This is a genomic window from Lacisediminihabitans sp. (genome assembly GCF_036404185.1).
Lineage (GTDB): Bacteria > Actinomycetota > Actinomycetes > Actinomycetales > Microbacteriaceae > Lacisediminihabitans.
Genome location: NZ_DASWPB010000038.1, coordinates 1 through 13880 on the forward strand (window position 1 = coordinate 1; position 13880 = coordinate 13880).

General features: G+C 66.4%; 12 protein-coding genes. 2 read left to right on the forward strand and 10 right to left on the reverse strand.

Going from position 1 to position 13880, the window contains the following annotated elements; translation table 11 throughout:
• The 9 genes from VGC18_RS02030 to VGC18_RS02065 all read right to left on the reverse strand — a co-directional run.
• Positions 1-306 (reverse strand): pyridoxal-phosphate dependent enzyme (locus tag VGC18_RS02030; protein WP_331093696.1); only part of this gene is annotated, 306 nt, incomplete at its 3' end.
• The gene (gene msuE / locus VGC18_RS02035) at positions 303-896 is read right to left on the reverse strand and encodes an FMN reductase (protein WP_331093699.1); all 594 of its coding nucleotides are present in this window, start codon (positions 894-896) and stop codon (positions 303-305) included. The genes msuE and VGC18_RS02030, both read right to left, overlap by 4 nt.
• 1512 nt (positions 897-2408) lie before the next feature.
• Positions 2409-2561 (reverse strand): SOS response-associated peptidase family protein, encoded by a 153-nt coding sequence (locus VGC18_RS16180; protein WP_414672846.1) that lies wholly within the window; start codon positions 2559-2561, stop codon positions 2409-2411.
• Positions 2562-3301: 740 nt separating this feature from the next.
• Positions 3302-4156 carry an ABC transporter permease gene (locus VGC18_RS02040; RefSeq protein ID WP_331093701.1) on the reverse strand — a complete coding sequence of 285 codons (855 nt, stop codon included), beginning with the start codon at positions 4154-4156 and terminating at the stop codon, positions 3302-3304.
• Positions 4140-5105, reverse strand: a complete 966-nt coding sequence (locus VGC18_RS02045; RefSeq protein WP_331093703.1) for an ABC transporter ATP-binding protein — start codon at positions 5103-5105, stop codon at positions 4140-4142. The genes VGC18_RS02040 and VGC18_RS02045 overlap by 17 nt, the downstream gene beginning before the upstream one ends.
• Positions 5102-6211 carry a hypothetical protein gene (locus tag VGC18_RS02050; protein ID WP_331093705.1) on the reverse strand — a complete coding sequence of 370 codons (1110 nt, stop codon included), beginning with the start codon at positions 6209-6211 and terminating at the stop codon, positions 5102-5104. Before VGC18_RS02050 ends, VGC18_RS02045 begins: the two co-directional genes overlap by 4 nt.
• A gap of 58 nt (positions 6212-6269) precedes the next feature.
• Positions 6270-7268 carry a ribonucleotide-diphosphate reductase subunit beta gene (locus tag VGC18_RS02055; RefSeq protein WP_331093707.1) on the reverse strand — a complete coding sequence of 333 codons (999 nt, stop codon included), beginning with the start codon at positions 7266-7268 and terminating at the stop codon, positions 6270-6272.
• Positions 7269-7383: 115 nt separating this feature from the next.
• A complete protein-coding gene (locus VGC18_RS02060) occupies positions 7384-9858 on the reverse strand; it encodes a ribonucleoside-diphosphate reductase subunit alpha (protein ID WP_331093709.1) in 2475 nt (824 codons plus the stop codon).
• 280 nt (positions 9859-10138) lie between these two features.
• Positions 10139-11395 carry an LCP family protein gene (locus VGC18_RS02065; protein WP_331093711.1) on the reverse strand — a complete coding sequence of 419 codons (1257 nt, stop codon included), beginning with the start codon at positions 11393-11395 and terminating at the stop codon, positions 10139-10141.
• 157 nt (positions 11396-11552) lie between these two features.
• Here VGC18_RS02065 and VGC18_RS02070 point away from each other — a divergent pair, with 157 nt between their 5' ends.
• Positions 11553-12764 (forward strand): MFS transporter, encoded by a 1212-nt coding sequence (locus VGC18_RS02070; RefSeq protein ID WP_331093713.1) that lies wholly within the window; start codon positions 11553-11555, stop codon positions 12762-12764.
• Between the two features lie 29 nt (positions 12765-12793).
• On the opposite strand, the gene VGC18_RS02075 is transcribed toward VGC18_RS02070, so the two are convergent.
• On the reverse strand, positions 12794-13357 hold the full coding sequence (locus tag VGC18_RS02075) for an NAD(P)H-dependent oxidoreductase (RefSeq protein WP_331093715.1): 564 nt from the start codon (positions 13355-13357) through the stop codon (positions 12794-12796).
• An 86-nt stretch (positions 13358-13443) separates the two neighbouring features.
• On the opposite strand from VGC18_RS02075, the gene VGC18_RS02080 reads away from it, so the two are divergent.
• The coding region (locus tag VGC18_RS02080) for an aldo/keto reductase (protein ID WP_331093717.1) at positions 13444-13880 on the forward strand (437 nt) is incomplete at its 3' end.

The following is a 13880-nucleotide window of genomic DNA, read 5'->3' on the forward strand; positions in this document are numbered from 1 at the left end:
GGGATGCCCGGTCAGCCGGCCGACAAGCGCAAGGCCGATGCCGGTGTTTCCGGAGCTGGATTCGACGATCGTCGCCCCGGGACGGAGCTGCCCGCTCGCCTCGGCCACCCTGACCATGTTGAGCGCGATCCGGTCCTTCGAGGATCCGCCGGGGTTGCGGTTCTCGAGCTTGACCAGGATGCGCGCGGGCAGCCCGGCGGCGAGCGCGTTGAGCTCGACGAGCGGGGTGTTCCCGATGAGCTCCGCGGCGGAACCGAGGATGCCGGGGACCGGCCGGAGGGTCGTGTGCTCGGCGAGGGCGGTCATCGCAGCACCCCGACCTGACCGTCGAGCGATTTGACGATTTCCTGCTTCTCCTCCACGTTCGAGGTGATGAGCGGAAGCGACCGTTCGACCACCTTCACGATGCGCTCTTTCAGCTGGGGGCTGGAGACCCGGTAGTCGGTGAAGTCCGAGTCGTGCGCGTAGATGCCGAGCGGCAGGGTGAGCGCCTGGAAGAAGGAGAACAGGGGGCGGAACTGGTGCTCGATGATGAGCGCGTGCCGCTCGCTGCCCCCGGTCGCGGCCAGCAGGATCGGGGTGTCGACGAGCGCGTACTGGTCGACGAAGTCGAACAGGTGCTTGAACAGCCCGGTGAACGAGGCCCGGTAGACGGGGGAGGCGACGACGAGCAGGTCGGCGGTCTCGATCCGCTGCAGCTCCTCCTCGACGATCGCCGGGAGGTTAGCCCGCGAGAGCGATCCGGCGAACGACGGCCCGAGCTCGTTCAGCTTGATCAGATGGGATTCGATGGGCACCTGGTCGCCGAGCGCGGCGAGGATCTCCTCGACGAGGGCGATCGTCCGCGACGGCGCCTGCAGGGAGCCGGAGACGGCAACAACGTTCAGCGTGGTCATCCCAGAGACGCTAATGCAGCGGACGGCCCGGATGGCCAGTGTTGCCTCACGTGACGTCGCCGACGATCGCTACGCCTCGATCACAAAGCCGCTTTTCCGACGTCCCGCCCTCTCACAGCGATCTGTTGGTTCGCTTCGTCTCGCAGACAAAATCTAAACCAATTCCAGATAACTCTTCCTTCTCTCCATATAGAAACTGGTGAGGAAGAGTGTTCCCCGCTCAGGCGGGGATGATCCCGATGCAACGGTCGTCCGAGACACGCTCCAGCCCAGGGCCCCTGAACCAGCTTCTCGAACCGGGCATTGATGATCGAAACTCGCGAGTGCAACCCCGACGCTTGCGGAGCACTCCAGACCGCCCTGCCACTCCCGCATGACAGCGTCGTCCTCGTCCTCCCGGTCCCGAACTGTGACGATTTGATCGGTCGGCGCAAAACTGTGCGACGGCCGCCAGCTCTCCGGCGGCTAGCCGGTCTCCGCAAAGAAGCTCGACCTCGGCAAAACCCCGGCAGGTTGGATCTTTCCCGTCTATGCCCGGGCGATCCGGGTCACCGTGACAGGGCTCGTCAGGTTAACTACCACCCCGGCAGCGAACGAGTTCCGCAATCCATTCCAGTCGAACGACCCTGAAACATTTCCCGGAGTCACTCGAATGATTGAGCTCCACGTCCCCGTCAGGCTTCCGGAGCCGCTGCAGCCGTACGGAATGTTCGTCGTCGTGGTCATGCACAGGCTGGTGGTTGTGCAGCCCGGGCCGATCGGGGAAAGTACGAAGGGTGTCACCGCTGTAGCGGGCTTTACCGCAGCAAGGATTCTCCCCGTGCCGGAGTCGACGAGGATTTCGACGTGGCCGCCGGACGAAGCGATCGCGGCAATTTGCTCGGGTGACTGAGTGCTCGCGATCGCTTCTAGCTGCGCGCGGTAGTCCAGCCCAGCGGAGGTAGTTTGCGGCGCGGCACTAACGGCCGTGAGGCTTGCTGAGTCAGGTGCCGCGAATGCTGGAACCGATACGGCAAAGACAGCGGCTAGAACAAAAGCCGCGCCACTAGCGCCGATTCCGATCTTGGATGCAGTTGACCTTGACATAGCTCTCGGCTCCCTCTGGTTCGCATGCGTAATGTGCATTTCCCTCAGCTAAACAGAGGCAAAGGCAATATGTCAAGAGAGCTGATCAAACCTCCAATCAAGAAAGTTGTCCTGAGACGCATAACGAGATTCGACATTGCGACTCGTTTTATACCTGCACGTCGCCTTACGGGACGGATTAGCTCGTGCCAGTCGCCTTTGTAGGAGAGTAGCGGGGCGACCTCATCGAAAACAGATCGCTCGCCTCCGCGACGCCAGCGCGCACCGCTTCGTTGATGAGCGCTTCATCGCCCAGCAACGAAGCATTGAGTCCACCGTGATTCGTCGCTCGGCCTTTCGACGCCACCACGAGTACATGCTGTTAAAGCCAATCATTGGCGCCTTCGGGCGGTGGATGAAGTAAGGCCTCTTGTGCCCCTTCGTGCCTTATCGCTCGTAGTGCCCCTTCGCGATAACGATCGCCCGATGCAGCTGGACCGGTTTCTTCCACGTCGACTTCTTGAGGATGCCCTCAGTACGCGCGTTGAAGGTGGGGCCCTCGAGCTGGAATGCCTTGAGTAAGACGCCACCCGCTACCAATACGCCGGCTCGCCATCTGCAATACCCCCAAACTCAGAGCCTGTTGGAGCAATGCCAGCAAGCACCGGATGGCGGCGAAGCGTCGTTGACGGACGGCCCGGATGGCCAGTGTTGCCTCACGTGACCTTGCCGACGCCCGCCGCCATGATTACTATCTGTCGTAGACCTCGCGGCGGTGTGCGGCCCGCACGGCGGTGACGGTCTGAGTTGTATGCAGCCGGAATCATTAGCGGGATGCGAAGCCCATACACCAAGAGTTGCACGGCCGAATCGGACGGTCGCGACTGCAGTTCGCATCTCATCACGGCCCCGGTTGCTGGGTTCCTCGAAGCCAATCCCGACTACGGAGTTCTGGTTTTCTCTGCGGGGTGATGCCACGCCGACTTCGCGAGTCGATGCCGGCATTACGCTGCAGCTACGCCAGACAAAGCCGCCAATAAAAAGCAGGACCGCTGCGAGGACGACCAGCCTGAGCCACCACAACGACGAGCGGCGACCTGACGTTCCCATAAATTAAATCGCGCTTCTCGCATGGCCAGGGGTACATCTAGCTTAACCCTCGGTGGTCTTGAGCAGATCTCGGCAGATGCAGGTGCGGTAAGGCCGTGGCAATCACGTCATCGGAGAGGGCCCCAGCGTCCGACAGCGACACATCGAGCAGGGAAGTCAGGTACGGGTTACTTTCGGTTGAGGCAACGCCCTCTTCATGGATTCCGTCTGTCCCGCGACTCACGCAACCGCTACGACAGCACGTCCTTGGTCGTGAACCGCCCGTAAGCGAGGGCGCCGAACACCACAAGATAGCCGGCCTGCAGCAGCGCGTTCTCGCCGAACGATCCCCAGGCGATGGGCTGGCGGAGCAGGTCGGCGAAGTCCAGCCAGTAGTGGCTGAGCAGCCACGGATGCAGCCAGGCGAGCTGCGGAAGCTGGTCGAGCACCTGGGAGGCGACGGAGAGCACGATGGTGGCCGCCATCGCGCCGACTGGCACGTCGGTGAGGGTGGAGAAGAACAGGCCGACCGCGGACAGCCCGAGCAGCGAGACGGTGACGTAGGCGGCGATCGCGAGCAGGCGGAGCAGGGACGCTCCGACGCCGATCGCGTCGCCGGAGAGCAGGGTGACCGGTCCGACCGGGAACAGCGCGATCCCGATGAGGCTGCCGGCCAGGATCACCGCGAGGGTCGCGGCGATGCAGAAGACGGCGGCGGCGAGGTATTTCACGATCAGGAGCCGCACCCGGCCGGCGGGGGCGATCAGCAGGTAGCGCAGGGTGCCATGGCTGGCCTCGCCCGCGATGGTGTCCCCCGCCACCACCCCGACGGTGAGCGGGAGGAACAGCGGGATGCACAGCAGCAGCGAGGCGACACCGACGAAGAGCCCGTTCTGCGTGATCTGCCCGAGGAAGGCCGGCCCTCCCCGATCGGAGGACGACGAGAGACGAACGGCCACCGCGATGAGCACGGGCACCAGGGCGAGGGCGATCAGCATCGCCCAAGTGCGTCGACGGCGGAAGAGCACACTCAGTTCGGAGAGCAGGAGCGCGAACCCGAGGCGGGAGCGCACCGCCGTCTCGTCCAGGTCAGCGGGCGACGACATCGAATCCCTCCCCGGTCAGCGCGACGAAGCGCTCCTCGAGGCTGGCACCGTCCACCGCGAAGCCCCTGACCCGGATGCCCGCCGCAACGAGCGCCGCGACGACCGCCTCCGGCTGGATCCCCGTTTCCCCGACGAGGGCACTGACGGCGTCCTCACCCGGAATCAGCGGATCGACCCGGAGGCCCAGCCGCGCGAGCACCTCACGTGCCGGAGCGGCATCCGGGGTCAGCAGGCGAACGTGGCTCTGCCCGACGGCCCGCAGCTCGTCGAGGGTGCCCTGGGCGACCAGCCGCCCCGCGCTCATGACGGCCGCGTGGGTGCACATCTGCTCGATCTCGGCCAGGAGGTGGCTCGACACGAAGACGGTGGTCCCCTCACCCGCGAGCGAGCGGATGAGGCCCCTCACCTCGCGGGTCCCCTGCGGGTCGAGGCCGTTCGTCGGCTCGTCGAGCACGAGGAGGCTGCGCGGTCTGAGCAGGGCGCCGGCGATCCCGAGCCGCTGCTTCATTCCGAGCGAATACGCGTGCACCTTCTTGTGCGCGGCCGAGGCCAGCCCGACCCGGTCGAGGGCGGTTTCCACGCGAATGGCACGGGTTCGGGACGAGGCGTGTCGATCGGCGGAATCGATCCGGTGGAGATTGGCGACCCCGGAGAGAAAGGGGGAGAAGGCGGGACCCTCGACCAGGGCGCCGACCCGCGGAAGCACGTCGGCCCACGCCGCCGGCATGTCCCGGCCGAGCACCTCGATCCGCCCGGCGGTCGGCGCGGCGAGGCCCAGCATCATGCGGATGGTCGTCGTCTTGCCGGAGCCGTTCGGCCCCAGGAACCCGAAGACCGCTCCGCGCGGCACCACCAGGTCGATGCCGTCGACCGCCGTCTGGCGGCCGAACCGTTTGGTGAGCCCTCGGGTCTCGACCGCCGGCTCGGCGGACGGGGCTGGCTCGGTCACCGACCGGCCGCGACGTCCTGCAGCCGGGCGACGGGGACCGATCCCGCCACGACCCGGCCGTCGGAGGTCAGCAGCACGGTGACGAGCGAGGTGCTGAATACCCGGCCGCCGGTGACCGCCGTGGTCAGTTCGGAGAAGAGCGGGGAGCGCGTCGCCGCGGCCGGGACTGTTCCCGCGGGAAGCTCCACCACGGACGACCAGCCGGAGCCGACGACCGTGTGGGCCGGGGCGGCCTGCGCCGGGGTTCCCGGAGCGGTCGTTCCCGGAACCACCGCGGGAAGCTTCTGCTGCTTCACCGTCGCCCCCGCGGGCGGCACGAAGGAGAACCGGCTCGCATCCGGCTTGCCGATGCTGAGCTCTGTGTAGGCGACCGAGAACGCCGCCGTCTTCTGCCCCTGTGCTCGAACGGCGAGACTCAGCGGAAGGCCGGTCGTGGAGTCGACGGCGATCGACACCGATTTGACCAGCGAGCCGGAGCCCTTGGGGCTGACCACGAGGTCGTACGCGGTGCGACCGGCGACCGTGGTCGGTCTGCCGACGGTGACCGCGGTGGTCGGGCCGACCTTGGCAAGCAGCTCCTTCGCCAGCTGGGCCGGCGTCCGCACCTCGCCCGGTGTCGGGGTGTGCCTGCCCGCCGAACCGGCAGGCAGGGTCACGTGGGTGACCGCGTTCTCGGACGAGCTGTACAGCCACACGTCGCTGCCGTTGCGGATCACGTCGCGCTCCGCGAGGGAGTCGAGCACCTGCAGCCGGGCCTTGGTCGCGCCGTCCAGATACACGCGCGCGGTGTGGGAGCCGGTGAGCAGATCGAGCCCGGATGCCGCGGCGGAGTCCGACGAGGTCGAGCCGGACGGCGAACCGCTCGGCCCCGAACCCGTCGACATGGCCCCGGCCGGCAGTTCGGGAAGCCCGAGGTCGGACGTCTGCGTGATCGTGCCGGAGAGCGACCGCACGGAGGAGTTCGCGATCATCGCCAGCAGCTGGTCCGGCGTCTTCGCCGGAAGATCCGCGGCGGCATTCGCCTGGAAGGGAACGGCGATCACAGCGATGGCGATGACGGCGGGAACCGCCACGGCCGGCATCCACTTCACCCAACGACGAGTCATGAGTCCACGCTAGACCTCGCGCATGGGCACTCGGTGAGAAATCCGCGCCTGCGGACGACTACTGGCTTTTGCCCGCCACCGTCGCCGACGCGTTCGACTCGTAGGAGGTGTTCGTCGACTCGAAGAAGTTGACCAACTGCAGGGTGTCGTTCGCCGCGGCCATCCATTTCGCCGGATTGGACACGTTGTACTCCGGCTCGAAACCGAGCTCCTCCAGGCGGCGGTCGGCGAGGTACTTGACGTACTGGTTGATGTAGCTGGAGTTGAGCCCGAGGATGCCGTTAGGCAGCAGATCACGGTTGTACTGCTCCTCCATCTCCACGCCGTCCAGGATCATCTGCTTGATCTCGGCGGCGAACTCCGGGGTCTGCAGGTCCGGGTTCTCCTCGAGCACCGTGAGGATGAGGTTGATGCCGAACTTCAGGTGGAGGCTCTCGTCGCGCACCACCCAGTCCATGAGCGAGCCGAAGTTACGCAGCAGGTTGCGCTGGCGGAAGCTCAGCGCGACCATGAAGCCGGAATAGAACCAGACGCCCTCGAGGATGACGTTGTAGGCGACGAGGTTGCGGATGAAGTCCTTTTTGCCCTCCGTCGTGGTGATGTCGAGGGTCTCCTCCGTCATGCGACGGATGTACTTGATCTCGAACTCCTCCTTGCGCGCCATCGAGGGGATGTCGACGTGGGCGTTGTATGCCTCGTCCCGGTCGATGGGGAAGGTCTCCAGCACGTACTCGAAGCTCATGCAGTGGTTGGCCTCCTCCCACATCTGCTTCGCGAGATAGAGGGTCGCCTCCGCGGCGTTCACGTAGGGATAGACCCCGAAGGCCAGGGCCTTGTTGACGAGCAGCTCGTTCGGGTTGAAGTAGCTCATCAGGAAGGTGACGGCGTGACGCTCCTCGTCCGTCATCTTCTTGAAGTCGGCGATGTCCTCGCCGAGCTGGATCTCGTTCGGGAACCAGGTGTTGGCGACGGCCTGGTCGTAGAGATCCATGGCCCACTGGTAGCGGATCGGTTTGAGGAGCAGCCCGTCTTGGAGGCCGGTTCCGAGGATTCCCATGGTGATGTCTTCCTAGTTCTCGTGATGGTGGTTCTGTGGATGGACTACTGGCAGCTCTCGCACTGCAGCTCGTCCATCGGGTCGACGGGGACGAAGTACTCGTCGGGGTTCATGGTCACTCCCCCGCCTTCGAGGCGACCCCGCCGAAGCCGAAGCCCCGTCGCGGTGCGGCGGCCGGCTCGCGGGGCGAGTCCTCCGCGGCACCCGTCGCTGCCCCGGCGGCCGCGAAGCCCTTCTTGGCACCGGAGTCGATGCTCTCCGACTTGTTGACCCTGACCGTCGACTGCTCCGCGGTGTGCCGCGGCTTCATGTGCAGGTAATAGGTCGTCTTGACCCCGCGCTCCCAGGCGCCGAAGTAGATGTCCATCATGTCGCCGAGGTCACGCGTCTCCAGGTACATGTTGCGGCTGATCGACTGGTCGATCCACTTCTGGGCACGGGCGGCGACCTCGAGGAAGGCGTACGGCGAGAGCTGGAAGCTGGTCTTGTAGACCGCCTTGACCCTGTCCGGGATCGCCTCGATGTTCTGGATGTCGCCCTGGCTGCGCAGGATCGACTCCTTGGTCGAGTCCCAGATCCCGAGCTTCTGCAGGTCGGCGACCAGGTTGCGGTTCACCTCGAGGAACTTGCCGTTCGAGGTCGCCCGGCTGAAGATCTGCGAGAACTGGGGGTCGAGGCCGGGGGTGGTCCCCGCGACCAGGCCGATGGATGCGGTCGGGGCGATCGCCATGAGGGTCGCGTTGCGCATCCCGCCCTTCACCTTCGCCCGAAGGGCGTCCCAGTCGAGACGGGTCGTGCGGTTCACCGCGATCGGCACCCCGCGGTCGGCCTCGGTGAGGGCGATGCTGTCGAACGGCACCATCCCCTTCGACCAGCCGGAGCCCTCGAAGTTCGGGTAGGCACCGCGCTCCCTGGCGAGGTTGGCGCTCTCGTCGATCGCCGCGTAGGAGACGTGCTCCATGATCTCGTCGATGAGGTTGTACGCCTCCTCGCTCTCGTAGCTGTAGCCGAGCTTCTCCACCACGTCGGTGAAGCCCATGACCCCCAGGCCGACGGCGCGGTTCTGCTGGTTGGAGAAGTCCGCCTCCTTCACCGACGAGCGGGTGATGTCGATGAGGTTGTCGAGCTGACGGACGGCCAGGCGCGCGCTCTCCTCGATCTTGTCGAAGTTGAAGGTGCCGGCCTCCTCGAGGTGCTTCGAGAGGTTGATCGAGACCAGGTTGCAGACGGAGACGTTGTCCTCGTCCTGCGGCAGCGTGATCTCGGTGCAGAGGTTGGAGAGGTGGATCGTGCCTGTGTTGTTGTTCAGGGCGCGGTTGTTGATCGTGTCCTTCCAGGTCAGCCACGGGTGACTGGTGGTCTGCAGGGAGATGAGGATCGACTTGAACTGCTCGCGGGCGGTGATCTTCTTGAACATCCGCATCTCGCCGGCCTCGGCCTTGGCGACGTACTCCTTGTAGCGCGCGCTGAACGCGGCGCCGTAGAGCTCGTTGAGGTCGGACACCTCCAGCGGGTCGAAGAGGTACCAGTCGTCGTCGTTCTGCACGCGCTTCATGAACTCGTCGCTGATCCAGACCGCCGTGTTGGCGGTGCGGGTGCGCCGGTAGGGGTCGCCGGAGTTCTGGCGCAGGTCGAGGAACTCGGGGAAGTCGAGGTGCCAGTTCTCCATGTAGAAGCAGAGCGCACCGAACTTCTTGCCGCCGCGGCTGACCGCGCGCAGGATCGAGTCGATCGTGTGCATGAACGGGATCGGCCCCGTCGAGGTGGTGTTGTTCGACCGGATGGGCGAGCCCTGGGCGCGCAGCTTGGTCACCGAGAGCCCGATCCCGCCGGTGCCCTTGGTGAGCCACATGACGTCGCGGGTCGTCTTGGCGATGTGCTCGATGTCGTCCTGCATCTCCATGACGAAGCAGTTGGCCAGCTGCGGGTAGACGGTGCCGGCGTTGACGAGCGTGCTGCCCGCGGCGATGTACTCGAGACGGCTCATCTTGTTGTAGAACCGGATGGCCTGCGCGGTGGGGTCGACCTCGTTGAGGGAGAGGCCCATGGCGATGCGCATCCAGAAGAACTGGGGAACCTCGAGCGCGTCGCCGTTGCGGCCCTTGATGCCGTAGCGGTTGTTAAGCGTGACGACGCCGATGTACTTGAGCAGCTCGTCGTGCGCGGGTTCGAGGGTGGCTGCGAGCCGGTCGAGGTCGAAGAGCTGGGTGAGGCGCGGGTCGAGCAGCTGCTCCTCGACGCCCCGGCCGATGTTGGCCGCGAAGTGGCTGCGGTGCAGCTCCTTGAGCTCCTCCTCCGAGAAGTAGTCGCCGAGCACACGCTTGTAGATGGTCTTGAGGAGCAGCCGGGCGGCGACGGTGTCGAACGCCGGGTCGTCCTTGACGTTCTGGAGGGCGACCTGGATGACCGCCTCGTCCAGCTGCTGGGTGGTGATGCCGTCGAACAGGGTCAGCTCGAGCTCCGAGGCGATCTGGGTCACCCAGGTGATGTTGTCGTCGAGCCCGGCACTGGCGTGCTCGATGGCCAGGTTGATCTTGTTGGCGTCGTACGGTTCGCGCTGTCCGTTGCGCTTGACTACGGTGATTCCCACGTCTGCTCCTTGTGCGCCCTGCGGCGTCTCTTCTCTCGAGAAAAACCACCCCGACCGGCGGTTTCCTCTCCCCGTGACTCCTACAAAAAGTCGTCTGTAACTACGGCGGAACGCATCCGGACGACCCCGGTCGAGGCGGTCATCGGAATCTGCTGTTCTGCAGTTCCACCACTATATAGCGGGCCTCCGACATTGGGGTAACCCCATATGTAGTGGGCGTGTCATCCCCAGCTGTGCATAAGTCCGACGGCTTTTCCACAGCCTGTGGAGAACCGGCGAGTCAGCGGGACTTGCTGCTGCAGGTCTGCTGCGCGGCCGTCTGCCCCGTGATCGCCGAGGGCAGGACGACAGCAGAGGAGGCGGATTCCGTCGGGGTCGGGGTTCCCGTGGCCGACGTCTCCGTCGGGGTCGGCACGGTGGTCGCCGTGGGGTCGGCGACGGCCGCCCGCCCGAGGTCGCCGCTGAGCTGCAGCGGCCGGTCGGCGACGAGCGCCGCGTTCAGGACCGCGGCGGCCGAGGCGATCGGCACCACCCGGTTCTGGTTCGCCGGATCGGTCGCGGTGGGATACTGCAGGAAGACCAGGTTGCCGAGGCCGACGTCCCTGAGCGCGATCGCGATCTCCACCATGGTCGTCGGCTTGGTGAGCGTATCCGACAGCTGCAGCGCGTTCACCGCCGCCTTGGCGAGCGAGTACAGCTGGATCGGGTTGGCGAGCACGCCGCCGGACGTGACCTTACGGGTCAGGGCGGCCAGGAACACCTGCTGGTTGCTGATGCGGCCGAGGTCGCTGCCGTCGCCGACGCCGTGCCTGCTGCGCAGGAAGGACAGCGCCTGAGCGCCGACGAGCGTCACCTGCCCTGCTGGCAGGTTGAGGGCGGGGTTCGTGTAGACATCCTTGATCGGGGTCGCGAGACAGACGGTCACGCCGCCGACGGCATTCGACATGGCGATCACGCCGTCGAAACTGATCATCGCCGCATAGGGGATCTTCAGGCCCGTCATCTTCTCGACGGTGAGCACCACGCAGGAGAGGCCGCCTCGCGCGAGGGTGGAGTTGAACATCGCCGTGCTCAGCGCGGGATAGCTGCCGCCACCGGTCCGCGGACAGCTGGGCACCGGGATCATCAGATCGCGCGGGAAGCTCACCACGGTGGCGCTCTTGTGATCCTCCGCGATGTGCATGAGCATCGTGACGTCGTTGTTGCCCGCCCCGGAACTGCCGGCGAGCTCCGCCTTCGACGAGAAGGCTCCGCCCTGGTCCGTTCTTGTGTCCGTTCCGACCAGCAGCAGGTTAACGCCGCCCTCGATAGCACCGATGTCGGGCGGCGGCGCATCCGTCTGTCCAGGGAGCTTCGCCAGGTGGATGCCCTGTTTGACGTTCGAGGCGACGTCCCAGACGGCGAAACCGCCGATCGACGCGGCGGACACGGCGACCACGGCGAGCGCGATCCCGAGAAGGCGGAGAAGGCCGAGCAGCGGATGCCCGGTGCGGAGCCTGCCGTGGCGTGCGATCACGATCGGCCCCCGCTTGTCCACCGTCGTTTCTCCCCCGACTCCGTCAGTCCTTCGCGCTGCACTCTAGCCGACGCGGCCCAGCCGGCGGGCGAGAATCGCGTGGCGCGGCGAAGACCGCCCGGCTCCCGTCGGGCGGGCCGCGGGGGAATATGTGCCGCCCCGGTAGGCTTGCACCGTTGTGAACACCTACCTGAGCCTCCTGAAAACACGCGGCGTCGCGCGGATCATGTCGGCCCAGCTGCTCGCCAGGTTTCCCAACGGAATGCTGTCACTGGCCTTCCTCCTGCACATCGAGCGGATCAGCCATTCCTATGGCGCCGCCGGCCTCGTGCTGGCCGCCTCGAGCATCGGACAGGCCGTCTCCGGCCCCCTCACCAGCCGCTGGATGGGCATCTGGGGGATGCGGCGGGTGCTGATCCTCACGACCACCGTCTGCGCGGTGGCGATCGGCACGATCGCCCTCGCCCCCGCCCTGCCCATCCCCGTCTACATGGTCCTCGGCCTCATCACCGGGCTCAGCACTCCCCCGGTCCAGCCCGCGGTGCGCACGATCTATCCCAAGATGGTGAACTCACGGCAGCTGACACCGCTGTTCTCCCTGGACGCCTCCGCCCAGGAGGTGATCTGGGTCGCCGGCCCGGTGATCACGACCTTCATCGCCATCCAGATCAGCACGGTGCTCGCCATCCTCGTCGCCCTCGCCTTCCTCATCGGCGGCGGCATCTGGTTCATCGCCTCGCCGGAGGTCGGCCGGGTGCGGATCCCCCGCAGCAAACGCAACCTCGGCGTCGTGCTTGGCAAGCCCGCGGTGCTGCTGGCCACCGTCACCGGCTTCCTCCTCATCGGGGCCTGCTCCGCGATCGAGGCCGGGGTGGTCGCGACCTTCGGAGATCACGGCCCGGAGTCCGGCATCGTCCTCGCCATCTTCTCGGTCGGCTCCCTGATCGGCGGTCTCGCGCTCGGCCAGCTGCCGATCGGACCCTGGGCCCTCGCCCGCCGCCTGTTCGCGGTGTTCGTCGGCATGGCCCTCGCCGCGGCGTCCCTCAACGTCTGGTGGCTCGCTGCCACCCTGCTCGTCGCCGGCATCGGCATCGCCCCCGCCCTCGCCGTGATGTTCGCCATCGTGTCTGCGAGCGTCCGCTTCAGCGAGACGGCGGAGGCCTACGGCTGGGTCGGCACCGGCCAGCTGATCGGCGCGGCACTCGGCTCGGCGGCGGCCGGGTTCCTCATCGACCGCTTCAACGCGCCGGGCGCCTTCTGGGTGGCCATGACCTTCGCCGGCATCGGCTTCATCATCCCGGCGATATTCCGGCGTGCGCATCCCGACCTGCGCGGACGCGACGCCAGCCCCATTCCCGACACCGAGCCCATCCCCGTCCAGCCCAGCTGAGTCCGGTCGACCTGCTCGACAGTCGGCGCTCAGCCCTGCAGCGGCTTCAACACCCCGGCGAGCGCGGCCAGCTCGGTGAGCAGCGCCGCGGCGACGGATGCCTGCTGTTCGGTGGGCTCGAACTCGCCGTCGTCGTTCAGCTGCTTGCCGGGGAAGTTGATCTCGACGTTCGGCTGCGACAGCACGACCCCGAGGCCGACGAGCGCCGGCTGGAGCGCGATGACGCCGCGCGTTCCCGCGGACACCCCGCCATAGCTGACGAAGCCGGCTGGCTTGTGACTCCACTCGGTGTGCAGATAGTCGATCGCGTTCTTGAGCGCCGGGGAGAAGCTGTGGTTGTACTCCGGGGTCACGAAGACGATGGCGTCCGCGGCATCCACTCTGGCGCTCCAGTCGATGGTGTGCTGCTGGGTGTAGGAACGCAGCCGCGGGTGGTTCGGCTCGTCCATGAAGGGCAGATCCAGCTCGGCGAGGTCGACGACGTCGATCTCGAAGGCGCCGTGCGCCAGCGCCGCGCTCTCCACCCACCGGGCGATCGGCAGGCCGATCCGGCCAGGGCGGACGCTACCGACGACAATCATGAGCTGGGGCATGGATCTCCTGAGTAGAGGGAAGGGGTTCGCTTGGGGCAACGGCGCCGAGGGACCGCGCATTCCCCCGAAGGTTCGATAATGGAGCCATGGTCAATCCCGCCGCCCCGCCGACCGTCACCATGAACGATGGCAGGACCATCCCGCAACTCGGCCTCGGCGTCTACAAGGTGGCGGATGCGCAGGCCGCCACGGTCGTCACGACCGCGATCGCGGCGGGCTATCGGCACATCGACACCGCGAAGCTGTACGGCAACGAGCGCGGTGTCGGCGACGGCATCAGGGCGTCGGGTCTCGACCGCGACCAGATCTTCGTGACGACCAAGGTCTGGGACGACGACCACGGATACGACAGCACCCTGCGGGCGTTCGACACCAGCCTCGGCCGGCTCGGCTTCGACTACGTCGACCTCTACCTCATCCATTGGCCGGTCCCGTCGCGAGACCTCTACGTCGAGACCTGGCGCGCCCTCGTGACCCTCGCCGCCGAGGGCAGGGCGAGGTCGATCGGGGTCTCCAACTTCGC